Raw genomic sequence first — 26,634 nt, 5'->3', positions numbered from 1 at the left:
GTAACTGCGCCGGACCGATGCGATGGAATGAACGGTATTGCGAACCGTCCAATAAACTGTGGGGTAGGTGTAAGCTGCTCGCTGTACGGTCACGATGGCGGCGACGTATTGGTTGGAGGAAATGGTAGAGACTTCATTGTCGGAGGCACCGACAACGATCTGTTGATCGGCGAAAACGGGCGGTCAAGCAGGGTGAAATTTCGCAGCCACGGACAAAGGCCGATCAATGATCGGCCTTTGTCGCTCACTCACACCCTCAGTTCACCTCGATCTTGTCGCGGTTTCCATCCAGAATCGCTTTGCCGATACCCTTCACTTCCAGCAATTCGTCAACTGACGCAAATGCACCATTACTTTCACGATAAGCAACAATCGCCTTGGCTTTTGCCTCACCCACTCCAGCCAACTCACGTTGCAGCGTAGATGCATCAGCACTATTCAGATCGACTTTGCCGGCTTGCGCCTTGGCGGCCACATCCCCCACCAGAGGCGCATTCATCACCTCAGGTGCCTGACCAGGTGCGGCGATTGCCGTAAGAGAGATACTGCAGAGAAGGGCGAAAACCAGAGAGTAGAAACTGCTTGTACGCATTAGAGAAGCTCCATGCCATCGTTTGAGAAAGCAGCTTTTCCGAAGCTGCTCTCCAAACGTAGGCTATGCCTTGGGACTGTCAAAAATGTGTACGTTACTGGATATGAAACAATCAGGGTTCCAGGCGGCGCTGCTGATAGATCCAGTCGACAATCTCACCGTCCGGGGTATAGCCGCTGACAGTGTCGCGCAACAGCTGGCGGACGCGCGCATAGTCGTCCTGATCCACCGCGGCAAGCAACTCGGTCAGCTTGACCTTCAGCATATCCCAGGACAGGTGGTCCTCGTTGGCCGTCATGATCATCGGGTGCTGAGTGGCCGCCACGTTGTCACCGATCAGAAGTTCTTCGTAAAGCTTCTCACCCGGACGCAGCCCGGTGAACTCGATAGCGATGTCGCCATGCAGATTTTTTTCCGAGCGAACGCTCAGGCCGGACAAATGGATCATCTTCTCGGCCAGCTCGACGATCCTCACCGGCTCGCCCATGTCCAGGACAAAAACATCGCCGCCCTGCCCCATGGAGCCCGCCTGAATCACCAACTGCGCTGCTTCAGGGATGGTCATGAAGTATCGAGTGATCTTCGGATGCGTGACAGTCAGCGGACCGCCCGACTTGATCTGTTTGTGAAACAACGGAATGACCGAACCCGACGATCCCAGGACATTACCAAACCGCACCATCGTGAACCGCGTTTTGTTCACGCGCGAAACATTTCTCGTATCTCCGAACAATACCGGAGCCAACTCGCGACTCAGCGCTTGCAACGTCAACTCGGCAAGGCGTTTGGTGCTACCCATGACATTGGTAGGTCGCACGGCCTTGTCTGTCGAAATCAGGACGAAGTTGGCCACTCCCGCCTGAAGTGCGGCCTGGGCCGTATTAAGCGTGCCTATCACATTATTGAGCACACCTTCGGCAATGTTGTGTTCGACCATGGGGACATGCTTGTAGGCGGCAGCGTGATACACCGTGTCTACTCGCCAGGTTTTCATGACATCCAGCAACTTGTCCTGATTACGAACCGAACCAAGAATCGGCAAAAGGCGGATGGACAGCGACTCTCGAGCGACTCGCTGCTCCAGCTCGGACAAGATTGAATAAAGATTGAATTCACTGTGTTCAAACAGTAGAAGCGTTGTCGGGCGCAGCGTCATGATTTGTCGGCAAAGCTCGGAGCCAATGGAGCCCCCGGCGCCCGTGACCAACACGGACTGCCCCGTGATGCAATGTTCGAGCAAGTCAGCCTGGGCCGGGACTGCGTCACGCCCAAGCAAGTCGGCAATGTCTACTTCCTGGATATCGTCGACCTTGACCCGGCCGCTTGCCAGGTCCATGAACCCCGGGACACTTCGTACGTGCAACGGAAAGCCTTCGAGAAACCCGAGAATCTCGCGACGGCGTCCACGGTTGGACGATGGAATGGCGAGGAGAATTTCCTGAGCGCCCGTGTTGTCGATCATCTCCTGAATGTGCTTGGGCTTGTACACCTGCAATCCGGCGATCACCCTGTCGGCGATTCCGCTATCGTCGTCGATAAAAGCAACAGGCCGCATGACGCGCCCCATCCGTAAGGCGGTAACGAGTTGATTACCCGCTGACCCCGCGCCGTAAATAGCCACTTTCGGCAGACCGTCATCCCGGCTGGTGAACGGGACATGCTGGGCAGCGCTGAACCAGTCACCCATAAAGTACTGACGCATGGCCAGGCGCAGCCCGCCGATCATGATCAGGCTCAACCACCAATAGTTGAAAATGATCGAACGAGGAACGACGTTTTGATGATTGCTGTACCAGTACACCACTACGCCAAGTATCAAGGACGATAGTGTTACTGCCTTGATAATGGCAATGAGCGCGTCATTTCCAAAGTACCGCATGACCGCACGATACATGCCAAAGCGGACGAAAAGAGGAATGGCGATGACAGGTGCGCTGACAAAAAGCCAGACGTGCTGAGTGAATGGGTTGACTAATTCGTCCAGTCCAAGTCGCACAACAAACGCCATCCACAGGGCAACCCAGACCAATGAAATATCAGTCAGAACCTGCAGAATGCGTTTATGTCGTCTTGGCAGACTTAACAACTTTGCCCGAATCTTATCCATAACCCCTCTGAACACCTCTCGAAGCTCCTAGCATTGATACAGCAACGACAGTTGTCGGTAACTCACTGACCGACAAAGCAATACTCAAAAACCAATGCGTCCATCATGCCTTGCCAGCGATTTCCAACTCGCCTGCGTGAAACTTGAAGGCCAGCAACACCAGAGGCACGTAGGCCAGGACCAATCCCGCAACGCCATCGAGATATTGCATGACAACCAATATAGCCACTGGTACTAACCACAACAAATTGATCGCAGCGATTGCCAGCGTAACGATCCGATGGCTGCCGTATTTTCGAGAAGCATACTGGTATCCGTGGCTGCGATGGGCCTCATAAACCTTATCCCCGCGCAACAGCCGACGAATGAGGGTAAAGGTGGCATCAACAATAAAGACGCCCAACAAGATGAGCCAGGCCCAGAGAAACAGTGGATTCGTCCATGCCGCATAAAGCGACATCACCGCCAACACGATGCCCAGAAAGCCACTGCCGGCATCGCCCATGAAAATCTTCGCTGGCGGGAAATTCCAGACAAGGAAACCCAACACGGCCATCGCCAATACAAGCGAAGCAATGGCAAGGCTGGTGTGACCTGAGATCCAGTAGACCAGGCAAGCACCGACACAGGCGCAAATCGCCTCGACGCTGGCCAAGCCATCAATGCCATCCATGAAGTTGTAGAGGTTGAGCATCCAGACCAGATAGAACGCTCCGATGACATAACCGAGCCAGCCGAGACTGAACTCGTGGCCGAACAGACTGATCGGCGCCATTCCCCCAATCCAGAACAATGCCCAAATGGCACCACCGAAATGCGCAAGCAGGCGCCAGCGCGCGGCAATATGCCCATGATCGTCGAGAAAACCAATGATCGCGATCCAGCCACCGGCCCCCAGCAGAGCCAGCGCCATCGGCCAGGCAACAGCATCTATCCAGGCCAGGGCAGGCAGTGCAATCAGAAAACTCAGGACGATGGCCACTCCACCGCCCCGAGGGGTCGGGACCGAGTGTGAACTACGCGCATTAGGAATATCTATCAAGCTGCGTGCCAACGCGTATTTGCGTAGTGCGCCTGTGCCCAAGAATGAAACACCCACCACCAACGCCAACAACCATATTGTGTTCAAAGGTCAACTTCCTGAAACAGCCAAAATCAATTCTGCAATTGAACCGGCACAGTCATAAGCCAGCTTAGCGCTGCCTTTCCTTGTAGTAGTTGGCAGCCGATACAAGCGCCTCATCGACGCTGACCGGAGGAGTCCAGCCCAGCAATTCTCGAGTTTTGCCTATATCGACTTGCAACGAGCCGCATAGCCGTTGCGACAAAGCCTGCTTGCCCAGAAGCTGTGCACCCCGCTCAAGCAACACGCTCGGCACAGGCAGCAAGCGCGCAGGTTTACCCAACGCCTGCGCCATCCGCGTCAACAACTGTGTCGTGGACAAATCTTCCCCATCGCTGACGAGAAAGGTCTGATTGGCAGCGGCCGGATGACGGATGCAGGTCACGATCAAATCAGAAAGATTGTCGAGCGCGACCAGGCTGCGCCGATTATGGATAGCCCCGAATGGCAAGGGTATTCCCTTGTCCAGCCAACGCATCATGTTCAGAAAGTTGGCTCTCACACCCGGGCCGTAAACCAGCACCGGACGGATGATCACCACTTCCATCCCGGAGACGCTCGCAATTTCGCGCAGCCCTTGCTCGGCCTCCATTTTCGAAATGCCATACGGATCGCCAGGCGCGGGGGTCGCGTCGGCGAAGTAAGGCTGATTGAGTGGCGTACCTTCACCATTCACCTTGATCGAACTGATGAACACAAAGCGACGAACGCCCAACGAGGCTGCTTGCCGAGCCAGGCTTAGCGTGCCCTCGACATTCACCTTGCGAAACGCCTCCAGCGGATCGGATTCGGTGTCATTCATGACGTGAACGCGAGCCGCGCCATGAATGACAACCTCCACCTGATCCAGCGCCTGCGACCAATCGGTATCAGCACTGAGCCCGGCGGTTCGAATGGTAGTAACGCGCGAAGGACAGTCAGGCAAAGCGTGCCCACGAATGGCTGCCACCGGTTCCAGATCGTCGGAGGCCGCCAAACGACCCAATACTGCGCGACCGACGAAACCCGTAGCACCTGTCAATAAAACACGCATTTTTCAAACCTCGACGACGCTCAGGATTTCGACCAGACAGTACGATTGATGTAGTCGGTGTAACTCAACACGACCCGAACTACCTGCTTCGACACAGGACCTGCCTGGTAATCCCTCACGACCGGGATAACGCGCTGTGCACGATCATGTTGGCTGGTTACCACACGTACGGCATCCAGAACGCCCTCTGTTTTCAGGCCACTCATGATGAGGGTGCCTTCATCCATCCCTTCTGGACGCTCGTGCGCATTACGAATGGTAATGGCAGGCAGGTTCAGCAGAGAGGCTTCCTCAGTGATGGTGCCGCTATCGGACAGCACGCAAAACGCCGACATCTGCAACTTGATGTAGTCGAGCAGACCGAATGGCTTCGAGAAACGAATCAGAGGGTGATCCAGCGACTCACCAATCGCTTCCAGACGCTTGCGAGTACGTGGATGCGTGGAAACGATAATGGGGTACTGGTATTTGTCGGCCAGGGCTCGCAGCGTTTTGAGCAAGTCGCGAAGGTTCTCCGGCGTATCGACGTTTTCCTCACGGTGAGCGCTGATGATGAAGAACTTGTCCTGCTCCAGGCCTTCTCGCGCCAGTACGTCGGAAGTGAGGATTTTCGGCATGTAATAGTCGAGCACCTCCTCCATGTGCGATCCGGTCTTGATGATGGTTTCAGGACGAATCCCTTCAGCGATCAGGTAACGCCGGGCATGCTCGGTCAGGACCATATTGATATCGCTGAGGTGATCGAGCACCTTGCGATTCAGCTCTTCAGGGACGCGCTGATCAAAACAGCGGTTGCCGGCTTCCATGTGGAACACCGGAATCTTGCGGCGCTTGGCGGCAATGACGGCCAGACAGGTATTGGTATCGCCGTAAAGCAGAAGTGCATCAGGCTTTTCGGCCTCAAACACTTCATCCGCTTTTGAAATCACTTCGGCGATGGTCTTGGCCGCAGTATCGCCGGCGGCACCCAGGAAGTAATCAGGCTTGCGAATTTCAAGGTCATCGAAAAAAACCTGATTCAATTCAAAATCGTAGTTTTGGCCCGAGTGAACCAAAACATGATTAACCTGTTTATCAAGCTCGGCAATGACGCGGCTCATCTTGATAAGTTCTGGTCGCGTACCAACCAGCGTCATAACCTTAAGCATCAAGTTGCTCCTGAATGTAATCCAGATTCAAAAGAACTTTCTTCACGCCTTCTACATCGAGACGCTCTGTATTGTGGGAGGTGTAATCGTCGAGATCGGATATCTCTTGTTCGCCCTCGACAAAAAACTTCTTGTAGTTAAGGTCGCGATTGTCCGAAGGAATACGGTAGTAGCGTCCCATGTCTTCGGCCTTGGCCATTTCTTCACGGGAGATCAGCGACTCGTAAAGCTTTTCGCCATGGCGAGTACCAATGACCTTGACGGCATTGTCGCGAGCAAACAGTTCCTTGAGCGCTTGTGCCAGGTCCGCCACTGTCGAGGCCGGTGCTTTCTGGACGAAAATATCGCCTTGCTCGGCATGCTCGAATGCGTGCAGAACCAGGTCGACAGAATCCTCGAGCGACATCAGGAAACGTGTCATGTTCGGGTCGGTGACAGTCAGCGGTTCGCCGTTCTGCAGCTGATTAATGAACAACGGGATCACCGAACCGCGTGATGCCATGACGTTACCGTAGCGAGTTGCGCAAATCACCGGGCCTTTCGCCGGAATCATCCGCGATTTTGCAACCATCAGCTTTTCAGCCATGGCTTTGGAAATACCCATGGCATTGATCGGGTAAACAGCCTTGTCGGTACTGAGCACAACAACACGCTGCACACCCGAAGCAATGGCCGCATTCAATACGTTTTCGGTACCCATGACGTTGGTACGCACGGCTTCCATCGGGTAAAACTCGCAGGAAGGCACTTGCTTCAGCGCTGCGGCGTGGAAAATGTAATCCACACCCACCATAGCCTGATCGAGGCTATCGCGATCACGTACGTCACCGATATAGAACTTCACTTTGTCATTCGACAAGGCAATGCGCATATCTTCCTGTTTTTTCTCGTCACGGCTGAATACGCGAATTTCCTTTACATCGGTATCCAGAAAACGCTTCAACACCGTATGGCCAAACGAGCCCGTACCGCCCGTGATCATCAAAACCTTATTATCGAACATAACTACCTTCCCAAACCTGATTGAATTTAATGATCAACGCAACGCGCGCATCGATTTAACCAATTCCAACCACGAAGGTGGAACGTAACCGGTTGCTGCCTGAAATTTCGATGAATCCAGCGACCGATCTATAGCTACCTGGCTATCCGCGACGATATCGATTTCCTTTCCGTAAACTTCCGCTACCAGCTGCAGAAGCGACAGCTTGTCAATCGGCGCCACCGAAACATGATACAGGCCGTTGAGCTGTGGATTCGGGATCACGTAGTCCCGAATGACACGCGCCAGCTCTACGGTTGGAAGCCCTGAAAAAATGGCTTTCTCATATCCCTTGACCTGCCCGTTCTGGGAGAGGAACCAGTCCACCAGCGAATACTGGCTCCCCAGTTCGTGGCCAATGATCGAGGTTCGCAGCGTGACGGCATTCAGGTTCGTGTGAAGCTCACCGATGTACTTGGACTTACCGTAGAGATCCTCTGCATCGGAGATATCCTCCTCGGTGTACATGCCTTTACGGCCAGAGAACACGCAATCGGTGCTGATGTGAATCAAGCGAGAACCGGACAACGCACACAACCTGGCAATGCGATGCGGCAACATGGCATTGATAGGGAGTGCGGAAAGGGGGTCCTTGGCATCGGCCAATTGTTTGATCAGCCCGACGCAGTTGATGACGACATCCGGCTTGACCCGTGCCAGAACCGAAACCAGCGAGTCCTGGTCAAGCACGTCGACATTACTGATCAACGAACTGTGCATGTCCTCAGAAAAGTATTTTGCGCCGCCCGGATTGCGCAAAGTGCCCCACACCTCAAAGTGCGGGTTTCCATGGAATTGCCTGAACACTGTGCTACCCAGCATTCCGGTGACCCCTAACACAAGAACTTTCATTTTGAGCTACCTTTTAATTCATTGATCCTGCTACTGAGGATTTCGACCAAACGCTGGCTTTGCCGCTCCATCTCGAAATGCTCGAGGTAGTACGCCCGACCCGCCCGTCCCAATGACTCCCGTTCATCCGAGGTCATGCGGAAAAGTTGCTCAATGCAGTTGGCCATACCATCGGCGTCTTGCGCCGCAGTGGTCAGGCCGGCACCCGCCTCTTGAATGACGCGCGCGCCCTCTCCGTCCAGAGCAGCGATGATCGGCCTCCCGGCTGCCAGGTAAGCCTGGACTTTACTGGGGATGGTATAGGAGAACGCCTCATTCTGCTTCAACGTCACCAACAATCCCTCGGCACGGCTGAAAAAATGCGGCATTTCAGTGGCCGCAAAGCGTCCGGCAAGAATAAGGTTGTCCAAAACCCGGTTTTTCTTCTGGGTTTCAATCCAGTCCAACATACTGCCGCTTCCGACCAAAACAATCCTGAGTTCCGACAAATGGCGAAGCTTGTCAGCTACCTCAACGAGGGTTTCGACCGACTGTGCGGTCCCCAGGTTGCCGGCAAAAACAAGACAGAAATGACTTTCGAGCTCCGCGAGCAAAGATGCAGGAATCCGGGTCTCCTCTACACTCGGTGGCGCGTCCTGATAGGAGTTTGGGTAGTACACAACTTTGCCAGGGTTGGAATAACGGGCGACAGGCTCACGAAATGCCCTCGACTGGACAAGAAGCGTATCGACGAAGGCGTAAATGCCTTTCACCAACCAGCCAACAACGCGCAATATTGCTTTGTTCTTTATGAATCCAGTTGCACTCAAGCTCTCCGGCCAGAGATCCTGGACCCATACGGCCAGATGGCTCCTGAGTTTCCACTTCAAGTAAATCGCAGGAATTACCGAGGTAATAGGTGAAGGTGCAAACACAAAAATCGCGTCAAAATGCTCACCTTTTACTGCTCTTGGGTAAAACTTGAGGCCATTTAAAACAAACGACAAATAGTTCAACACAAGATTTTTTGCACCGGAAACACCACGTGGCCTGAGTGGTGCGCGACAAACACTAACGGAAGACTCGAATTTTTCTTCCTGATACCCAGAAGCACTGTAGCCGCTAAAGATAACCCCATCAGGGTAATTCGGCTTACCAGTAAGAACCTTGATATCGTGCCCTTGAGCCGTCAAAGCCTTGACCAAATCATTAATAATGAAAGACTCAGGCCAGAAATATTGCGTAACCACCAGGATTCTCATCTAGCAACCACCTTCTTTTGAGCGTTTGGCCAACGCCAGCGACCCGGACCGGGCTTTTTCGAGGTACTGTTCCAATAAAATTTGTCGCTCTGCAAAACGGTCGCACTGGACAACTTATTCAATAGCGCAGGAGTTGAAAGCGCCTCGGCCAGCACACTACTTTGGCTCTTTGAATCAAACAAAAAAAAATGAAGCGCTGCATCTTTCCCGAACTCCGACATGGTAATCATGTTGGAGCAAAACATCGACTTTCCAGAAACCAGCGTATCCAGAAAAATATTGAAACAGTTCTCGCAGGACGATACGAAGATATTCAAGGGTCCATGCTGATACAAAGGAGGCAGACTCTTATAAGGAATCGCGCCTAACAATAGCACCCGCCCCTCAACACTTGGAGTTTCAGTCAAAGACCCGACACATTTAGTCTCCGGCAAACTTGTCTCACCTACCAAAATAAACGGATTTTTTTTGCCAAGTGTCTGAGAAAGCGTTGCATAAGCACTCACTACATCAGAACAATGTTTATAAGCATCAAACTTCGACACATACAAACTATACTCGCTCACAGGTAAAACATCAGGGCAAACGGTGCTACCAGTGTGAGTCCTAAACATCGAACTGATACCTCGCACCGGATTCCTCTGCATCAACCTTTGCCATGCTGATATCAAACCCAACCACACGCATTTTTTTTGCAAAACTCTACAGCCAGCGGCAGGCCTACATAACCGAGACCTACAACGGCAAAATTTACATCTTCGAGTTTAAGCATTGAATTCCCTTGCCACCATTTGTTGGGGCAATCGTAAAATCATCTCATTATCTTGCAGATTCAGGAACCGGCACTACAGGCGCTAAAATTGTAAATTATACCGAATGTGACGAGAGGAACCATCAGCATTTTCAAACGTTTGCATCAACGGTATTCAGCCTGATGTCGGCTGCTCAACGTACGATTAAGCGCTCTTGACAACCCGAATATTTTAGCCAAAACAGTAGAACGGATAACCATAGAAGTTTATCCAAGAACCTGGAGCTACAGGATGGTGGGCGCATACCCTCTCCTGCCACCAAAGGATCTGCCTGATTCGTACCAACCATACGCCCCCTCCGCCGTCCACCTCCAGGCAAGCATCCGCCTCCCCATCAAGATCAAAAGATAGCGTTGTTTTCTTTTCTGGAGAGGGATAGATATTCAAAAGATTCCGACAGATGTACCGCGAGATTACACCACGCGGCGTGTCGAAGAGGTGGCGATCAGACTTTGTCAACCGGAAGCAAAAGCTCACGAACCTTGTAGCCCCCGGAAAAATTTTGAGGTTACCCCATATTTCAAAAATGACAAATGTTCTGTCGAACTACCCAATGAAATACAAAAGGCTTTTCAGATAAAATCTTACACGACATCAAATCTTGATTTAAGAGCCTTTGGCCCGAGCTTGATAACAGAGCACACAAAAGAAAGTATAGCGCGGCATCTACTGAAACGAATTTTAAAATCCGGGTAACACGTCGTCAAATCGATAAATTTTGAAGTTGTATCTTCAATATTGAACTGACCAGCTTTAGTTCGATGCGCATCGGACAGAGAATTATATTGGGGATCCTCCATTCGATATAGCTTTTCTATGCACTCCACAATAGGAATTCGACGCGTTGTGGCTGAAGCCTCATTGTACGAGTAGCCGTCAATTTCAGAAAAAAAGCCACAAGTATGAGGAGTCGATATCGATTCTATACCGACAATTGATGGCACCCCCGCTGCAGAGGCTTCAATGAGAGTGGTACCGGAGCCTATAAAGCAAAATGCATCATTAAATATTTCAGGAAGATCCGAATACTTCACTTCACCCATAAAGTGCACAAACTGCGCTACACCACACTGAACAGAGTAACTTTCAAGCGCTTCTCTTTCGGGCCCGTCACCATATATGAAATACTGAAAGTCATCGATAAGCCGTAAGCTTGACAATATGGATATAACATGCCGGTTGTAAACTTTAAAATCCACAAGACGACCAACAGATATCAGCTTTAATGACAACTTACCAGGACAACACATCCTGTAATTTTCAAGTGAAACACCCAATGGTAACAGCATCACCTCGCCACTATCTAAAGCCTTGTACGTGCCTGCAATCTCCGCAGTACTCTCATTGGGAAATAGAGTGAGCCTTACATTCTGATCGTACAACTCAAGCATCTTCTTTCTAAAATAAATATTTCGATCGCGCCACCATACAATTTCTCGAGAGTGGTAGATACCAATAGATAACGCACTGAAAGAATATTTTTCCCGCTGAAAGTACATATATGACAGCGTCAATAAATCTACAACATGCACCACATCAAAATGAGCATGAGAACGCGCACTCGCTGGCACTAAAGCATTTAGCCAACTGGACGCTCCAAAAAATGGAAAATACTCAACAATGTGAACCGTTGCTACAGACGATAGCTTTTGGAAGAGTAAATTATCATGCTTACTGGAAAGCAAAATCACAGTAACGGTGTGGCCCTGCTTCTGTAATTCGGTGGCCAATCGGACCACGTAGGTTTCTACGCCACCCATAGATAGGCCACCCAACACAAAAAGTATATTTTTCAATTTACTCTCTACTTACTAATTATTAAAATTAAAAAATTGAACCGCTTCCCCTGACCAACCCGCATTATCGGTCAAATTCAAGTACAAAGTCAGTCCTGCATACAACACTATTAGAGCATAGCCCAACCATTTACCACATAACGAGAAAACGACAAAAGGCAACATGACGTACTCAAACATCGAAATAGCGGCATAACTCCTTCCCGCGACGATTGCAAAATCACCGAGAGCTATCCGTATAAACGTTGCGCAAAAAAAGAAGCAGAACACCAACTCAAAATGCTCATACCTACCCGAAATTTGTCGCCAAAAAGCTAAAGCCACCCCCACAAAAATTAAATTCTTTAAATTTACGGCACTGAGCAATGGCAACGGAAAGTTATATATGTCCGCATTGAGATACAAATTTATTTTCTCACCTATGAACCCGAAGTTAATCAAATAAGAAAATAATGTTTGTATATCAAAAAAAGCTGTAAATACCAGGAGAGCAAGCGCGACCGCCGCATAAACACTACGACTTGGTCGAAGCTGATAAATAGCGAACGGCAATAGAATCAACAATGATGACACATGTACAAATGCGGCACAGATCACCAGAAGAATAAACACGCCGACCTTCCGTACAGGAATAAGCGTTACTGCCCAAAAAAGAATCGCGGAAGCCAAGCCAAGACGAATAGCATTTAGCTCTTTGTTTAGATAGAAGTGGCAGAAATATACAAGAACCGCACTGCCAACATGGGGGGAAAAGAACTTTATTGCCCTGACATTAAGCGCAATAGAGGCTAATGCCACCACACCGAAAAGCACGTAAGGCTCGCTGCCGAAAGTGCGCAGCACTGACAGCAAGGTAAAAAACCCAAGTTCTATATTGAATTGTGAGTAACTGTAACCGCACAAAAACTCATCACAACCAAAAAAAACGGGTACGTTCGCGAACATATCTGCATACGCGACGTCATCGCTACCAACGCCAATACTTCGCAACGCCGCTAAAAGCACAAGAACTATAGCGGATGAAAAAACTGCAAGTTGCTTGACCCACCCCTGCTTAATCAACATTTCCGTGCCACCGGAAACGGCCAAAAATATGAATACGGCGTAAATAGGCCAAACAAACTCAAATGACATTAACTACGCACCCAGAATTTCAACACAACAACACCAACGAAAAAGCATATAATATATGAAATCATATATGCAATCGTGACACCCTCGGCACCAACAATAAATCGACCAATCAAGAATGTTAGAAATACGAATAGACCAGCCTGAAAAACCTCTGAAATGATATAAGTACGAGTTGCCGCCCTCGCAACCGCAATAAAACCGATAACATAATTAGAAGCTTTAAAAAAATCGCCAATGAGCTGATATATAAGGAAATTATTTAGCCCCTCGAACTCACTGGAAAGCAGTAAAGGGATAAAAAAATCTCGCCAAAAATAAAGTACTCCCCCTCCTGCGGCAAAAACAACCATGACAAAAACTATAAACTTAAGAGTTAGGCTTTCGACTTCTTTCTTATTGCTAGTTCGAGATATCATCGGCATGAAGTATGATGCCAAAAAAACACTAAAGAACCCCAAATACGCACTCGACAGCCTAATAAGTCCTTGCCAAATCCCTGCTTGAGTGTAGCCGGAATTACTGATCAGACTTTGTCGAATATATATTTCAACTACGGGAAATGCGATAGCGCTCACGCACAGCATCAAACTAAACCAGCTTAACTTTTTAAGTAGTGTCGGATCTATTTTCCTCCGTCTGAACCTGAAGCGTAGCGAAGACCTTAGATACAAATAAAGACTTGGAAATGCCGCCATTGCCAAAATCGACACAATCGCAATTGCCGCACCCGACAATCCGAATTTTGATATCAACAACCAGGCAAATGGCAGCGATATTAAATTACCAATTATCTGAGCAAACGCGAACGACTTAACATCGGCAAGGCCATTAGCAACAGAAGAGAATAGCATATTAAAGGCGAGTATCAGCTGAAATACTGATAGTGACGATATCACCCAGGCAAGGTTGCCATCCCCAAGAATGAACATTGATATTGGGCGAGAAAACAGCAAAAACAACAAAGCCAGTAAAGCAGAAAATACAAATGCAAAAGCCGAGGCCGTGCTCAATAGCCTATAGAGGCTAAATTTGTCTTTTCTATACTCGGCAGAATATTTTATAACTCCATGACTAATACCTCCGCCAGCCAGCAGAGCGAGTATCGAAGTCAGGCTCATAAAATGGCCAAGCTTCCCCAGTCCGTCAGGCCCTAAATATAGGGCGATTAACTTCAGAATAAGAAAGCCGACTACTATTTTTGATGCCTGGGCGAAAGTCGTCAATACGGCGCTGGAAACAGCTTTCCGATACTGAAGCGTGTCGCTGGATTCGTTACGCGTCACAGGACATAATCGCTGCAGTTACTTGGCTCTTGACCTCATGCGCCTCTTCGGCACTCATACCTAACCAGAGAGGCAAGCGAATAAGGCGCTCACTTTCACGGGTAGTGAACTTATCATCACCTGAGAATGAGCCGAGTTTTTTTCCTGCGGGAGCTGAATGCAATGGAATATAATGAAACACTGCACCAACACCAACGTCTTTCAGCTTGCTCAGCACCGCCGTGCGCGCATCAATATCTTTCACCTTAATGTAGTACATATGGGCGTTCGCGACACAGCCATCCGGTACTACTGGGAGATCAATAACCCCCTTACGCTCTAAAGCTTTAAAATGCTTATCGTACTCTCCCCACAGGGCAAGGCGCGACGAATTGATATATTCAGACCGTTCTAACTGACCATACAGATAAGCTGCTTGTAGCTCACCAGGAAGATAACTACTCCCTACATCCACCCAAGTGTATTTATCGATCATACCTCGAAAAAACTGACTTCGGTTTGTTCCTTTTTCCCTGATTATTTCCGCGCGAGCAACAAAGCGGGCATCATTAATTATCAGCAAGCCCCCTTCACCACCGCTTGTAAAGTTCTTTGTTTCGTGAAAACTGAAAGCAGCCATGTGACCAATGGATCCCAGCTGACGCCCCTTGTAGGTAGACATCATCCCCTGAGCAGCGTCCTCAATTACAAACAACCCGTTTCGCTCGGCGATGTCCATAATTGTATCCATCTCGCAAGCGACGCCAGCATAATGTACTGGTACGATTGCCTTGGTCCGAGATGTAATAGCGCTCTCAATCAGGGTTTCATCAATGTTCATCGTGTCTGGACGAATGTCGACAAACACGATTTTTGCCCCACGAAGCACAAAGGCATTTGCCGTACTAACGAAGGTATAGCTCGGCATGATGACTTCATCACCCGGCTGAATATCTATAAGTATTGCAGCCATTTCCAATGCCTGAGTGCAAGAAGGCGTCAGTAGCGCCTTGACGCAACCCAATGACTTCTCAAACCACTTATGGCACAAGGCAGTGAATTCACCATCACCGGACATTTTGCCGCTACGCATCGCACGGAGAACGTATTGATCTTCATTACCGGTATATGGCGGCTTGTTAAATGGGATCATTTTTTTGCTCACTTAAAAATTCGACTTCGAGTTTCAGCAGATCTTTTTTACGCTGCTTTATAAGCTTCGCGGGCACCCCGGCATATATACCCCATGCCTCGGTAGACTTGGTGACCAATGCCATTGAGCCTATAGAACAACCTTCTGAAACCTCAACACCCGGAAAAATAACTGCTCCCGCCCCGACAATGACATGCTTGCCGAGTCGAACGGCGGAAAACGTCTCGTTCTTGAACTTTTTCGGAACGAGAGAGTTGGTCAAAGTCTCGCCACTATAATCGTCCGATTGCGAGAAGACCTTGACGCCGTATGCCAATGTACAAAAATCTTCCATGACGATACCAGGAATACCTCCGGCCACGAGGCACATTGGCGTGATGTGATTGTATCGGCCAATTTTGACGCTTCCTGAGATGACACAAAAATCGTCAATCCTGGAAAAATCACCTATCTCAATTTTGTCCGCATTGTAAATGCTCGCCTTGTCACTGATTTTCACCTCTTTGCCAAGACTCTTGAAACCCAATCTTTGGAGTTCGTCATCTGTTAGATAGGCCATTCTTGATGTACCAATTGAATTTGTAGTGCTAAATATTATTATCTCAGCCGCTACCGGTTACGAGTTTGCTTTGAGGTATCTCACCCAAGCCCTGCGTTTCCCGCTCATAACCGAGAGGAGTGATTATACTGGCAACCGGTAACGATCCGCCAAAAACTACCGACCGTTTGCATATCCAACAACCTGAACTCGTACTATGCCGTCGAAAAACCAACACAAGCGCTGAGCATCCAGCCAGCACTTGCCTTGGAGAAATCTCAGGAAAACACTCTACGCCGACCCCACAAGTAGCGGGCCAAACCAATCAGCAGCCCCAGAAGCAACCCTCCGATCACACCCAACCCTATGTACAGCATCTTCTTTGGATAGATAGGCTCGTCAGGCACCTCAATAGATCCATCTTGCCGAAAAACAGAAACGCTTGAAGGATCAATCTGCAGGTCTTCATAGAAGTACTTCTTGATTTCAAGCATACGAAGATTTCTTATGAAGGGATCATTGCTTTTTCTGTCCTGCAAATTTTTTATTTCTGCACTCAGCGCTTTGGTGCCTCGCATGTACGTCAACTGGCCATCCATGGTTGCATTGACTTCAGCGGCAACATTACCAGCAATGATAGGAGGCTCTTCAAGACCAATCGATTGTGCAACCTTCAACGCCTCTTGTAGTCGGCTAATCGAATCACTCCGCACCAAACTTTCAGATTGCCGCAAAATATTGATTTGCTGCCCAAGATTACGCGCACGAACTTCTGCTTCCCGCGTAACGTTGGTAATCATCTCAGCCTTTGAAGCATCACCTGCATTTACTGTAAAGGTTTTCACCCACTCGGTTGCACGCTCTGGATCATTATCCTGAACTGAAACTGAATATCGATCTGGCTGTTCCTTGGAGGGCAACCCTATGCTAAGTTTCTTCAAATACTTTGAATACAATACGTCCTGTGAGACTTTTCGATCCACTTCAGAAAGTGAAGGCAAATACACTTCAGCGAAGAACGCTCGGCGCAACGCTTCACTTTGCAAGTTGCGAACAAAAACATCATACACATCCTTCACTGTATAAGGTGAAAGCTCCAAGTCTTTGGTTCGACCATAGTTAAAGTCGGCAATCCCATTCATAGTTGGCGGGAGCAAATACACACGAGCTTCATAAACTGGCTTACTGATAAATGCGTAAGCTGTTACAGCCAAAGTAACAACCAAAATAGTGCACAACACCATTACTTTCTGAGCCCAAAGGGATCTCATCAATTCAAATAAATCAATCTCATCCGACCCGGACTTGGTCGATGGGTCATTCGTCATTCTGGCCAGCCTTTTCTAGTATGCATTTATGATGTTGCGTTTCATGTTCCAAGCTAATATTTTAACTAATTCCAGGATCCTTTTTCTTCTTTTGCGCAAAAATAAAAGCTAGAAGAGGCCCTATTGCCATACCGATCAGCAATACCAAAATTAGCGACACAGCTACCGGAAGCTCCGGTGACGACCAGCCAAGAAACACCAACGAAACAGCTTGCTTATTTTCAAGCACAAAAATGACTGTCGCAAACACAATCAGCAGTGTGATGACAAAAAAAATCATGCGTTTGACTTGACTCATCGGATGGCTTCCCGCAAACCCTGATCACAGCTCAGCATCTTCATCCTCATTCACCCGATCCCTCAACTCCTTACCAGGCTTGAAATGCGGAACGAACTTGCCGTCGAGACTGACAGACTGGCCGGTTTTCGGATTACGACCGACCCGTGGTGCGCGGTAGTGCAGAGAGAAGCTGCCAAACCCCCGGATCTCGATACGATCTCCAGTAGCCAGGCATTGGGACATTTGCTCAAGCATGGTCTTGATGGCCAGCTCCACATCCTTGGATGAGAGTAGCCCTTGATGGGTGACAATTCGTTCGATCAACTCCGACTTCGTCATATTTTTCCCTTCTTTTTCAAGCAGCTAGATCAGCGCTCCAAAGGTTTTAGCATGGCCGCATGCTTTTGAACAGCCCGAGTTTTGCCATATATCCTCCTCCCCCAAAAAGCTTGCCCCGGAAGAGGGAAGACCTTTGAGCCATCGCCATCTCATCGGCAAATCACCAACATGGTGCGCGTCAGGAAACCTGCCGGATTGAATCCGAAGGGGAAGATCTCTTCCTCCTCCTTGAGATCATCAGACCTCGCCACAACCTTGTAGCCCACCCCCTTGCACTCCTTGGCCGCGCGCTTGTAACACCTGTCCCATTTCGAACCGAGCCCCGAACAATCAACCTCAATGCCACTTACCCCGCGCACCGCGTGAGTTTTGGCATTGGTAGTACAACCCGCTAGCACCAGCACTGCTACTGCGACAATCAGCTTGTTCATTCACGTCCTTTTGCCAGAAAGCCCACCGGGCGATCATTAGTCTCAGGCTAAAGACTAGCTGCAAATAAGCGCTTGATCCGACTAAACAATCAGACATTTTTTCAGCGTCTTTGGTTCACGACTCAAGCTGCTAAAGACGGGCGCAATTCACCAAACTCCAGGCACAAAAAAGGGCGACCGAAGTCGCCCCTTTTTTTACAGAAAATCAGAACTCAGTTCTGTTTTTCCATTTGTGCACGCAGCAGGTCACCCAGAGTGGTGGCCACAGGAGCATCAGTAGCTACTGGCTTGTCGCGCAGGCTCTGGATTGCTTCTTTCTCGTCTTCAACGTCTTTCGACTTGATCGAGAGCTGAATTACACGGCTCTTGCGGTCAACGCTGATGATCTTGGCTTCTACTTCTTCGCCTTCTTTCAGAACGTTGCGCGCGTCTTCAACGCGGTCACGGCTGATTTCGGAGGCTTTCAGAGTCGCTTCGATATCGTCGGCCAGAGTGATGATGGCGCCTTTAGCGTCAACTTCCTTCACGATGCCTTTAACGATGGCGCCTTTGTCGTTCTCTTGAACGTACTCGGAGAACGGGTCGCTTTCCAGTTGCTTGATACCCAGGGAGATGCGCTCGCGCTCTGGATCAACCGACAGGATAACGGTGTCCAGCTCGTCGCCCTTCTTGAAGCGGCGAACGGCTTCTTCACCCACTTCGTTCCAGGAGATGTCGGACAGGTGAACCAGACCGTCGATGCCGCCGTCCAGACCAATGAAGATACCGAAATCGGTGATCGACTTGATGGTGCCGGAGATTTTATCGCCCTTGTTGAACTGACCAGAGAAATCTTCCCATGGGTTGGATTTGCACTGCTTGATGCCCAGGGAGATACGACGACGCTCTTCGTCGATGTCCAGAACCATGACTTCCACTTCGTCGCCGACTTGTACGACTTTCGAAGGGTGGATGTTCTTGTTGGTCCAGTCCATTTCGGAAACGTGTACCAGACCTTCAACGCCTTCTTCCAGCTCAGCGAAGCAGCCGTAGTCGGTCAGGTTGGTTACACGAGCGGTAACGCGAGTGCTTTCCGGGTAACGGGCTTTGATAGCAACCCATGGATCTTCGCCCAGTTGCTTCAGGCCCAGGGAAACACGATTGCGCTCGCGATCGTACTTCAGAACCTTGACATCGATCTCGTCGCCAACATTGACGATTTCGGAAGGATGCTTGATACGCTTCCAGGCCATGTCGGTAATGTGCAGCAGGCCATCGACGCCACCCAGATCGACGAATGCGCCGTAATCGGTGAGGTTCTTGACGATACCTTTGACTTGTTGGCCTTCCTGCAGGGATTCCAGCAGAGCTTCGCGCTCGGCGGAGTTCTCGGCTTCCAGGACACTGCGACGGGAAACGACAACGTTGTTGCGCTTCTGGTCCAGCTTGATGACCTTGAATTCCAGCTCTTTGCCTTCCAGGTGCGTGGTGTCGCGCACTGGACGGACGTCAACCAGAGAACCTGGCAGGAACGCACGGATGCCGTTAACGTCGACAGTGAAGCCGCCTTTAACCTTACCGTTGATAACGCCCTTGACCACTTCTTCGGCTGCGAAGGCTGCTTCCAGAACAATCCAGCATTCAGCGCGCTTGGCTTTTTCACGGGACAGCTTGGTCTCACCAAAGCCGTCTTCAACCGAGTCCAGAGCAACGTGAACTTCGTCACCGACGTTGATGTTCAGTTCGCCAGCGTCGTTGTAGAACTGCTCAAGCGGGATGAGTGCTTCAGACTTCAGGCCAGCGTGAACGGTTACCCAGCGAGCCTGGTAATCGATATCAACGATAACACCGGTGATGATGGAGCCTGCCTGAAGGTTCAGGGTCTTTAGGCTTTCTTCAAAGAGTTCCGCAAAGCTTTCGCTCATTTTAATTCCTGTTGATGAGGGCGAAGAATACGCCCATCTCCACACCCCAGACGGTATGGGTTAGTTTCATTTAAAAGAAGCCACCGCAGGACTATGACTGGTCCCCTGCGGCCTTCTTGGTCACCCGGCGATATCGCGGATGGCGATCTCGCTCATGATGCGTTCCAGCACCTGGTCGATGGATAATTCCGTGGAATCCAGCTGTATGGCGTCAGCCGCCGGTTTGAGCGGGGCTACCGCTCGCTGGGTGTCACGCTCATCGCGCGCACGTATCTCATCTAGCAGACTCGACAGACTAACACCCTCGACCTTGCCCTTCAACTGCAAATATCGACGGCGCGCCCGCTCCTCGGCGCTGGCGGTCAGAAAAATCTTCAGCGGCGCGTCAGGAAAAACCACTGTGCCCATGTCGCGTCCATCCGCGACAAGGCCCGGCGCTTCCTGAAAAGCTCGCTGGCGCTGCAGCAGCGCCTCGCGTACAGCGGGTAGCGCAGCCACCTGGGAAGCGCCGGAACCGACGCTTTCGGTGCGAATCACATCGCTGACTTCATCACCTTCCAGAATGATGCGTTGCAACTGACCGTCCGTCGCCGCGATGAACTGCACATCCAGATGAGCGGCGAGTTTCTTCAGCAGCTCTTCATTGGTCAGGTCGACACCATGGTTATGCGCGGCGAAGGCCAGCAATCGGTACAACGCACCGGAATCCAGCAGGTTCCAGCCCAGGCGCTTGGCCAGAATCCCGGCTACCGTGCCCTTGCCCGAACCGCTTGGCCCATCGATGGTGATGACCGGTGCAATGTTGTTCACGACTGAGCCTCTTGTGCCACGCGAATACCGACTTGGGCGCACAGCGCCAGGAAGTTCGGGAACGACGTCGCGACGTTGGCGCAATCATGGATGCGGATCGGGGCACTGGCGCGCAGCGAAGCGACGCTGAACGCCATGGCGATACGGTGATCACCATGACCGTGCACTTCACCGCCGCCGATCTGGCCGCCGTCGATGATGATCCCATCCGGGGTTGGCTCGCACTTGACGCCCAGCGCCAGCAAACCATCTGCCATGACCTGGATGCGATCCGATTCCTTGACCCGCAGCTCTTCGGCGCCGGTCAGCACGGTGCGCCCTTCGGCACAGGCCGCGGCCACGAACAGCACCGGGAATTCGTCGATGGCCAATGGCACCAGCGCTTCCGGAATCTCGATACCTTTGAGTTTAGCTGCACGTACGCGCAAATCCGCCACCGGCTCGCCACCGACTTCACGCTGGTTTTCCAGGGTAATGTCGGCGCCCATCAGGCGCAGGATGTCGATCACACCAGTACGGGTCGGGTTGATGCCGACGTGCTCCAGCACCAACTCGGAACCTTCGGCGATCGATGCCGCCACCAGGAAGAACGCCGAGGACGAAATATCACCCGGGACTTCAATGTGGGTCGCGGTCAGTTTGCTGCCGGACTCGACCGATGCGGTCGCACCGTTGACCGTTACCGGGTAGCCGAAGCCACGGAGCATACGCTCGGTATGGTCGCGAGTCGGAGCAGGCTCGGTAACCGTGGTCTTGCCTTCTGCATACAGGCCGGCCAACAGAAGACAGGACTTAACCTGGGCACTCGCCATCGGCATGGTGTAGGCCAGCCCCTTGAGCTTGTTGCCACCACGGATGGTCATCGGCGGACGACCTTCAGCGGCGGTTTCGATCACCGCGCCCATTTCACGCAGCGGATTGGCCACGCGATTCATCGGACGCTTGGACAGCGAGGCGTCGCCGGTCAGGGTGCTGTCAAAGTTCTGCGCAGCCAGCAGGCCAGACAGCAGACGCATCGAAGTACCGGAGTTGCCCAGATAGATCGGGCCCGGTGCCGGCTTCAGACCATGCAGGCCAACGCCGTGAATGGTCACGCGACCGTGATGCGGGCCTTCGATGACCACGCCCATGTCACGGAACGCCTGCAAGGTCGCCAGGGCATCTTCACCCTCAAGGAAACCTTCGACTTCGGTGACGCCTTCGGCGAGGGAGCCGAGCATGATCGAACGGTGGGAAATCGACTTGTCACCTGGTACGCGAATCCGACCGGACAGGCGGCCACCAGGTTGAGCCAGGAAAATCAGATCGTTGGAATTCATAGCGTCCACATAGGCCCTGCGGGCCAGGATTTTACTGAAATGCTCGCGGGCAACCCGGGCGCGAGTGAAAACGCCCAACAATTGGTGCCCATCCCCTGCATCGACCGCGTCGCGCAAGGCGTCGAGATCGCTGCGAAATGTATCGAGTGTGCGCAGGACAGCTTCGCGGTTGGCGAGGAAGATGTCGTGCCACATGACCGGGTCGCTACCGGCGATTCTTGTGAAATCGCGGAAACCGCCCGCAGCGTAACGGAAGATCTCAAGATTTTCATTGCGTTTGGCCAACGAATCGACCAGACCGAACGCCAGCAAGTGCGGCAGATGACTGGTCGCAGCCAATACTTCGTCGTGACGTTCGACCTGCATGTGCTCGACATCGGCGCCCAATTCGCGCCACAGACGGTCGACCACCGACAGGGCAGCCGGATCGGTTTGCTCCAGCGGCGTGAGGATCACTTTGTGGCGACGGAACAGCTCGGCGTTGGAGGCTTCCACCCCACTCTGCTCCGAACCGGCAATCGGATGCCCCGGCACAAAGCAGGGCGGCATACTGCCAAATGCTTCGGCGGCAGCGCGCACCACATTGCCCTTGGCGCTGCCGACATCGGTCAGGATCGCTTGCCCCAGATCCATGCCGGCCAGACGCGCGAGCACTTTCTCCATCGCCAGAATCGGCACCGCCAGCTGAATGACGTCGGCGCCCTGACAAGCAGCGCCCAGGTCTTCCTCGCAGCGATCCACCACCCCCAACTCGACCGCGAGTTTGCGCGATTGCGGATCGAGATCCACCCCGACCACTTCGCGGCATAGACCGCTTTCACGCAAACCCTTGGCAAACGAACCGCCGATCAACCCAAGACCGACCACCACCAGGCGACCGATCATAGGTTCAGCAGATTGCAGCGCAATGACATCAACCACGAGCCAGAACCTTGCTCAGCGCTTCAAGGAAGCGGCTGTTGTCTGCCGGCAGACCAATGGTGATGCGCAGGTGATTCGGCATGCCGTAGTTGGCCACCGGACGCACGATCACGCCCTCATGAAGCAAGCCCTGGAACACAGGGGCTGCAACCTGACCGAGATCGACGCAGATGAAATTGCCTTTGGATGGAATCCAGCTCAATCCCAACTCACGGAAACCGGCTTCCAGTTGCTGCATGCCGGACTCGTTCAACTGACGGCTCTGCGCCAGATACTCTTCATCCTTCAACGCCGCACAGGCAGCGGCCAAAGCCAGGCTGTTGACGTTGAACGGCTGGCGTACACGGTTGAGCACGTCCGCGACCACCGCCGTGGACAAGCCATAACCCACGCGCAATGCCGCCAGGCCATAGGCCTTGGAGAAGGTGCGGGAAACCAGCAGGTTCGGATAGGCCGCCAGGAAGTCCAGGCCATCCGGCAGATCACTGCCTTCGGCGTACTCGATGTAAGCCTCGTCCAGTACGACCAGCACATGCTCCGGAACATCCTGCAGGAAATCGTCCAGCGCCTCGGCATCGAACCAGGTACCGGTCGGATTGTTCGGGTTGGCGATGAACACCACGCGGGTGTTGGAATCGATGGCCGCCAGCATGGCAGGCAGGTCATGCCCCCAGTCTTTGGCGGGAATGACCTTGGCCTGTGCGCCGACAGCCTGAGTGACAATCGGGTAGACCGCGAACGCATGCTCGCTGAACACGGCATTCAGGCCAGGTGCCAGATAGGCACGCGCGACCAGTTCCAGGATGTCGTTGGAACCATTGCCCAGCGTGACCTGATCAAGTTCGACACGGCACTGTTCGGCCAACAGGGTCTTGAGCGCAAAACCGTTGCCGTCCGGATAGCGGGTCAGCTCGGCCAGCGCATCGCGGATGGCCGCCAGCGCCTTGGGGCCGGGGCCCAGCGGGTTTTCGTTGCTCGCCAGTTTGACGATGCTGGCCGGATCGAGATCCAGCTCGCGCGCCAGTTCGTCCACGGGCTTGCCCGGAACGTAAGGCGAAAGTTGTTGCACGCCCGGCTGTGCCAGAGCGAGGAAATTGCCACTCATATGCTACCGCCCCCTAGAGAACTGCTTTCGGGTAGGAACCCAGCACCTTGAGTGCTACTGCTTCCTGCCTGATCTTTTCCAGCACACCTTTGACCAGCGGGTCGCGATGATGGCCGACGAAATCGATGAAGAACACATAGGTCCATTTACCGCTGCGCGACGGACGAGTCTCGATTCGTGTCAGATCGATGCCGTTGTCGTGGAACGGCACCAGCAGCTCATGAAGCGCACCCGGTTTATTGCTCATCGAAACGATGATGGATGTCTTGTCGTCGCCGGTCGGTGGCACTTCCTGATTGCCGATCATGAGGAAGCGCGTGGAGTTATCCGGGCGATCCTCGATCTTCTCGGCCAAACGGGTCAGCCCGTACAGGCCGGCCGCCATATCGCCGGCAATTGCCGCCGAGTTCCACTCACCCTTGACCCGCTTGGCCGCTTCAGCATTGCTGGACACCGCCACGCGCTCGACATTCGGGTAATGGGCGTCCAGCCACTTGCGGCACTGAGCCAGTGACTGGGCGTGGGAGTAAATGCGACTGATGCTGTCGGTCTTGGTGTTTTCACCGACCAACAGGTGATGGTGGATACGCAGCTCGACTTCGCCGCAGATCACCATGTCGTGTTCGAGGAAGCTGTCGAGGGTGTGGTTGACCGCACCCTCGGTGGAGTTTTCCACCGGTACCACGCCAAAGTTCACCGCACCGGCCGCCACTTCGCGGAACACCTCGTCGATCGCCGCCATCGGCTTGCTGATCACCGCGTGGCCGAAGTGTTTCATGGCCGCCGCCTGGGTGAAGGTGCCTTCTGGGCCGAGGTAAGCCACTTTCAGTGGCTGCTCGAGCGCCAGGCAGGAAGACATGATTTCGCGAAACAACCGCGCCATCTCTTCGTTGCCCAGCGGCCCCTGGTTACGCTCCATGACACGCTTGAGCACCTGAGCTTCGCGCTCAGGACGATAGAACACCGGCACTTCGCCTTCGGCCAGCGAGGCCATCTTTACTCGCGCGACTTCCTGGGCGCAGCGCGCACGCTCACTGATCAGCTCCAGGACCTTTTCGTCCAGGGCATCAATGCGCAGGCGCAGTGCCTTGAGTTCTTGCTCAGACATTAGCCGTGTTCCTTCTCGAACTCTGCCATGTACGAAACCAGCGCGTTGACGGCGTTGATGTCGACGGCGTTATAGATGGAGGCGCGCATGCCGCCCACGGAACGGTGCCCCTTGAGGTTCAACAGGCCGCGCTCGTCGGCACCGGCCAGGAACGGCTTGTCCAGACGATCGTCAGCCAGGCGGAACGGCACGTTCATCCACGAGCGGTCCGACTTGTTGATCGGGTTGCTGTACAGGCCGCTGGCATCGATGAAGCTGTACAGCGTGCGCTGCTTGACTTCGTTGAGCTTGCCGATGGCCTCGACGCCGCCCTGCTCCTTCAGCCACTCGAACACCAGGCCGGACAAGTACCAGGCCAGGGTCGGCGGAGTGTTGTACATCGAACCGTTATCGGCCGCGATCTTGTAGTTGAGCATAGTCGGGCACAGGGAACGAGCCTTGCCCAGCAGGTCTTCGCGAACGATGTTGACGACGATACCGCTCGGGCCGATGTTTTTCTGGGCGCCGGCGTAGATCATGCCGAAACGCGAAACATCCACCGGACGCGACAGGATGTCCGAAGACATGTCGGCGACCAGCGGAACATCACCGGTTTCCGGAATCCACTGGAATTCCAGACCGCCGATGGTTTCGTTCGGTGCGTAATGGACATAGGCCGCGTCTTTCGACAGCTTCCATTCATTCTGGCCGGGAATGGCGAAATAGTCGTAAGGCTTGGCGGTGCCGGCAACGTTGACGTGGCCGTAGCGCGAAGCTTCTTCGATGGCTTTCTGCGACCAGATACCGGTGTCGATATAGTCGGCCGAGCCGTTTTCCGGCAACAGGTTCAGAGGAATCTGGGCAAATTGCTGACTGGCGCCACCTTGCAGAAACAGCACTTTATAGTTCGAGGGGATATTCAGCAGATCACGCAGATCCTGCTCGGCCTTGGTGGCAATGGACACGAACTCATCGCTGCGATGGCTCATTTCCATGACCGACAGACCCTTGCCGTGCCAGTCGAGGAGTTCACCCTGGGCGCGCTGAAGGACGGCTTCGGGAAGCGCCGCAGGACCGGCACAGAAGTTATAGGCTCTCTTGCTCACATCCAATCTCGCTCTGATTTGGTAGTAACACGCGATATTTCAAACATTGTAGGAGCTGCCGGTCGACGCTCGATTGCTCGCGAAAAAACCGAGTGCGCAAGGTTGAACCAGACGTCCCGCGTAATCGTTGACGACCATCGCGAGCAAGCTCGCTCCTACATGGGATTTCAG

The 26,634-nt window shown here is 52.4% G+C and carries 24 protein-coding genes and 1 pseudogene; 1 reads left to right on the top strand and 24 read right to left on the bottom strand.

Going from position 1 to position 26,634, the window contains the following annotated elements:
- Positions 1 to 27: 27 nt before the first annotated feature.
- Positions 28 to 168 (top strand): annotated as a pseudogene (locus tag CAF65_RS29050) (hypothetical protein); the annotation flags it as partial.
- A gap of 88 nt (positions 169 to 256) precedes the next feature.
- Here CAF65_RS29050 and CAF65_RS16480 read toward each other — a convergent pair.
- From CAF65_RS16480 to serC, 24 genes are all read right to left on the bottom strand, one after another.
- Complete coding sequence (locus CAF65_RS16480) at positions 257 to 592, bottom strand: helix-hairpin-helix domain-containing protein (protein ID WP_085717223.1); 336 nt, start codon at positions 590 to 592, stop codon at positions 257 to 259.
- A 112-nt stretch (positions 593 to 704) separates the two neighbouring features.
- Positions 705 to 2,699 (bottom strand): nucleoside-diphosphate sugar epimerase/dehydratase, encoded by a 1,995-nt coding sequence (locus tag CAF65_RS16475; RefSeq protein WP_085717222.1) that lies wholly within the window; start codon positions 2,697 to 2,699, stop codon positions 705 to 707.
- 103 nt (positions 2,700 to 2,802) lie between these two features.
- Positions 2,803 to 3,828, bottom strand: coding sequence for a glycosyltransferase family 4 protein (locus CAF65_RS16470; RefSeq protein WP_085717221.1), 1,026 nt, complete (start codon positions 3,826 to 3,828; stop codon positions 2,803 to 2,805).
- Between the two features lie 64 nt (positions 3,829 to 3,892).
- Positions 3,893 to 4,855, bottom strand: coding sequence for an SDR family oxidoreductase (locus tag CAF65_RS16465; protein ID WP_085717220.1), 963 nt, complete (start codon positions 4,853 to 4,855; stop codon positions 3,893 to 3,895).
- A gap of 20 nt (positions 4,856 to 4,875) precedes the next feature.
- Entirely contained in the window at positions 4,876 to 6,003 is a 1,128-nt protein-coding gene (gene wecB, locus CAF65_RS16460; RefSeq protein ID WP_085717219.1) for a non-hydrolyzing UDP-N-acetylglucosamine 2-epimerase, read from the bottom strand.
- Positions 5,996 to 7,006 carry a nucleoside-diphosphate sugar epimerase/dehydratase gene (locus CAF65_RS16455; RefSeq protein ID WP_085717218.1) on the bottom strand — a complete coding sequence of 337 codons (1,011 nt, stop codon included), beginning with the start codon at positions 7,004 to 7,006 and terminating at the stop codon, positions 5,996 to 5,998. Before CAF65_RS16455 ends, wecB begins: the two co-directional genes overlap by 8 nt.
- 33 nt (positions 7,007 to 7,039) lie before the next feature.
- Entirely contained in the window at positions 7,040 to 7,897 is an 858-nt protein-coding gene (locus CAF65_RS16450; protein ID WP_085717217.1) for an SDR family oxidoreductase, read from the bottom strand.
- Positions 7,894 to 9,138, bottom strand: a complete 1,245-nt coding sequence (locus CAF65_RS16445) for a glycosyltransferase family 4 protein (RefSeq protein WP_085717216.1) — start codon at positions 9,136 to 9,138, stop codon at positions 7,894 to 7,896. The genes CAF65_RS16450 and CAF65_RS16445 overlap by 4 nt, the downstream gene beginning before the upstream one ends.
- Positions 9,135 to 9,752, bottom strand: coding sequence for a glycosyltransferase family 4 protein (locus CAF65_RS28020; RefSeq protein ID WP_143492119.1), 618 nt, complete (start codon positions 9,750 to 9,752; stop codon positions 9,135 to 9,137). The genes CAF65_RS16445 and CAF65_RS28020 overlap by 4 nt, the downstream gene beginning before the upstream one ends.
- Before the next feature lie 782 nt (positions 9,753 to 10,534).
- Positions 10,535 to 11,746 carry a glycosyltransferase family 4 protein gene (locus CAF65_RS16435; RefSeq protein ID WP_143492118.1) on the bottom strand — a complete coding sequence of 404 codons (1,212 nt, stop codon included), beginning with the start codon at positions 11,744 to 11,746 and terminating at the stop codon, positions 10,535 to 10,537.
- A gap of 15 nt (positions 11,747 to 11,761) precedes the next feature.
- Entirely contained in the window at positions 11,762 to 12,880 is a 1,119-nt protein-coding gene (locus CAF65_RS16430) for an EpsG family protein (protein ID WP_085717213.1), read from the bottom strand.
- Positions 12,880 to 14,163 (bottom strand): O-antigen translocase, encoded by a 1,284-nt coding sequence (locus CAF65_RS16425; RefSeq protein ID WP_158090066.1) that lies wholly within the window; start codon positions 14,161 to 14,163, stop codon positions 12,880 to 12,882. The genes CAF65_RS16430 and CAF65_RS16425 overlap by 1 nt, the downstream gene beginning before the upstream one ends.
- Positions 14,153 to 15,295, bottom strand: a complete 1,143-nt coding sequence (gene rffA / locus CAF65_RS16420) for a dTDP-4-amino-4,6-dideoxygalactose transaminase (RefSeq protein WP_085717211.1) — start codon at positions 15,293 to 15,295, stop codon at positions 14,153 to 14,155. Before rffA ends, CAF65_RS16425 begins: the two co-directional genes overlap by 11 nt.
- Positions 15,282 to 15,854: an acyltransferase gene (locus CAF65_RS16415; RefSeq protein WP_085717210.1), complete on the bottom strand. Its 573-nt coding sequence runs from the start codon at positions 15,852 to 15,854 to the stop codon at positions 15,282 to 15,284. The genes rffA and CAF65_RS16415 overlap by 14 nt, the downstream gene beginning before the upstream one ends.
- Before the next feature lie 257 nt (positions 15,855 to 16,111).
- Entirely contained in the window at positions 16,112 to 17,161 is a 1,050-nt protein-coding gene (locus tag CAF65_RS16410; protein WP_085717209.1) for an LPS O-antigen chain length determinant protein WzzB, read from the bottom strand.
- A 61-nt stretch (positions 17,162 to 17,222) separates the two neighbouring features.
- On the bottom strand, positions 17,223 to 17,459 hold the full coding sequence (locus tag CAF65_RS16405; RefSeq protein ID WP_085717208.1) for a lipopolysaccharide assembly protein LapA domain-containing protein: 237 nt from the start codon (positions 17,457 to 17,459) through the stop codon (positions 17,223 to 17,225).
- Positions 17,460 to 17,483: 24 nt separating this feature from the next.
- Positions 17,484 to 17,780, bottom strand: coding sequence for an integration host factor subunit beta (gene ihfB / locus CAF65_RS16400; RefSeq protein WP_085717207.1), 297 nt, complete (start codon positions 17,778 to 17,780; stop codon positions 17,484 to 17,486).
- Between the two features lie 149 nt (positions 17,781 to 17,929).
- Positions 17,930 to 18,211, bottom strand: a complete 282-nt coding sequence (locus CAF65_RS16395) for a hypothetical protein (RefSeq protein ID WP_085717206.1) — start codon at positions 18,209 to 18,211, stop codon at positions 17,930 to 17,932.
- Positions 18,212 to 18,423: 212 nt separating this feature from the next.
- The gene (gene rpsA / locus CAF65_RS16390) at positions 18,424 to 20,115 is read right to left on the bottom strand and encodes a 30S ribosomal protein S1 (RefSeq protein ID WP_007973639.1); all 1,692 of its coding nucleotides are present in this window, start codon (positions 20,113 to 20,115) and stop codon (positions 18,424 to 18,426) included.
- Between the two features lie 120 nt (positions 20,116 to 20,235).
- Positions 20,236 to 20,925 (bottom strand): (d)CMP kinase, encoded by a 690-nt coding sequence (cmk, locus tag CAF65_RS16385; protein WP_007973641.1) that lies wholly within the window; start codon positions 20,923 to 20,925, stop codon positions 20,236 to 20,238.
- Complete coding sequence (locus CAF65_RS16380) at positions 20,922 to 23,129, bottom strand: bifunctional prephenate dehydrogenase/3-phosphoshikimate 1-carboxyvinyltransferase (protein ID WP_256578656.1); 2,208 nt, start codon at positions 23,127 to 23,129, stop codon at positions 20,922 to 20,924. Before CAF65_RS16380 ends, cmk begins: the two co-directional genes overlap by 4 nt.
- A 28-nt stretch (positions 23,130 to 23,157) precedes the next feature.
- Entirely contained in the window at positions 23,158 to 24,270 is a 1,113-nt protein-coding gene (gene hisC / locus CAF65_RS16375) for a histidinol-phosphate transaminase (protein WP_085717204.1), read from the bottom strand.
- A gap of 13 nt (positions 24,271 to 24,283) precedes the next feature.
- On the bottom strand, positions 24,284 to 25,378 hold the full coding sequence (pheA, locus tag CAF65_RS16370) for a prephenate dehydratase (RefSeq protein WP_085717203.1): 1,095 nt from the start codon (positions 25,376 to 25,378) through the stop codon (positions 24,284 to 24,286).
- Positions 25,378 to 26,463 carry a 3-phosphoserine/phosphohydroxythreonine transaminase gene (gene serC / locus CAF65_RS16365; RefSeq protein ID WP_085717202.1) on the bottom strand — a complete coding sequence of 362 codons (1,086 nt, stop codon included), beginning with the start codon at positions 26,461 to 26,463 and terminating at the stop codon, positions 25,378 to 25,380. Before serC ends, pheA begins: the two co-directional genes overlap by 1 nt.
- Positions 26,464 to 26,634: the final 171 nt, after the last annotated feature.

Source organism: Pseudomonas sp. B28(2017), from assembly GCF_002113025.1.
In the GTDB taxonomy this organism is placed as follows: domain Bacteria; phylum Pseudomonadota; class Gammaproteobacteria; order Pseudomonadales; family Pseudomonadaceae; genus Aquipseudomonas.
The sequence above is the reverse complement of the archived record's forward strand: the minus strand, read 5'-3'. Positions and strand labels throughout refer to the sequence as shown.

Bases quoted from the DNA above. Each gene is read 5' to 3' on its own strand.
- CAF65_RS16480 (WP_085717223.1), bottom strand. From the start codon at position 592: ATGCGTACAAGCAGTTTCTACTCTCTGGTTTTCGCCCTTCTCTGCAGT.
- CAF65_RS16475 (WP_085717222.1), bottom strand. From the start codon at position 2,699: ATGGATAAGATTCGGGCAAAGTTGTTAAGTCTGCCAAGACGACATAAA.
- CAF65_RS16465 (WP_085717220.1), bottom strand. From the start codon at position 4,855: ATGCGTGTTTTATTGACAGGTGCTACGGGTTTCGTCGGTCGCGCAGTA.
- wecB (WP_085717219.1), bottom strand. From the start codon at position 6,003: ATGCTTAAGGTTATGACGCTGGTTGGTACGCGACCAGAACTTATCAAG.
- CAF65_RS16455 (WP_085717218.1), bottom strand. From the start codon at position 7,006: ATGTTCGATAATAAGGTTTTGATGATCACGGGCGGTACGGGCTCGTTT.
- CAF65_RS16450 (WP_085717217.1), bottom strand. From the start codon at position 7,897: ATGAAAGTTCTTGTGTTAGGGGTCACCGGAATGCTGGGTAGCACAGTG.
- CAF65_RS16445 (WP_085717216.1), bottom strand. From the start codon at position 9,138: ATGAGAATCCTGGTGGTTACGCAATATTTCTGGCCTGAGTCTTTCATT.
- CAF65_RS28020 (WP_143492119.1), bottom strand. From the start codon at position 9,752: ATGTTTAGGACTCACACTGGTAGCACCGTTTGCCCTGATGTTTTACCT.
- CAF65_RS16430 (WP_085717213.1), bottom strand. From the start codon at position 12,880: ATGTCATTTGAGTTTGTTTGGCCTATTTACGCCGTATTCATATTTTTG.
- rffA (WP_085717211.1), bottom strand. From the start codon at position 15,295: ATGATCCCATTTAACAAGCCGCCATATACCGGTAATGAAGATCAATAC.
- CAF65_RS16415 (WP_085717210.1), bottom strand. From the start codon at position 15,854: ATGGCCTATCTAACAGATGACGAACTCCAAAGATTGGGTTTCAAGAGT.
- CAF65_RS16410 (WP_085717209.1), bottom strand. From the start codon at position 17,161: ATGACGAATGACCCATCGACCAAGTCCGGGTCGGATGAGATTGATTTA.
- CAF65_RS16405 (WP_085717208.1), bottom strand. From the start codon at position 17,459: ATGAGTCAAGTCAAACGCATGATTTTTTTTGTCATCACACTGCTGATT.
- ihfB (WP_085717207.1), bottom strand. From the start codon at position 17,780: ATGACGAAGTCGGAGTTGATCGAACGAATTGTCACCCATCAAGGGCTA.
- CAF65_RS16395 (WP_085717206.1), bottom strand. From the start codon at position 18,211: ATGAACAAGCTGATTGTCGCAGTAGCAGTGCTGGTGCTAGCGGGTTGT.
- rpsA (WP_007973639.1), bottom strand. From the start codon at position 20,115: ATGAGCGAAAGCTTTGCGGAACTCTTTGAAGAAAGCCTAAAGACCCTG.
- CAF65_RS16380 (WP_256578656.1), bottom strand. From the start codon at position 23,129: ATGATCGGTCGCCTGGTGGTGGTCGGTCTTGGGTTGATCGGCGGTTCG.
- hisC (WP_085717204.1), bottom strand. From the start codon at position 24,270: ATGAGTGGCAATTTCCTCGCTCTGGCACAGCCGGGCGTGCAACAACTT.
- pheA (WP_085717203.1), bottom strand. From the start codon at position 25,378: ATGTCTGAGCAAGAACTCAAGGCACTGCGCCTGCGCATTGATGCCCTG.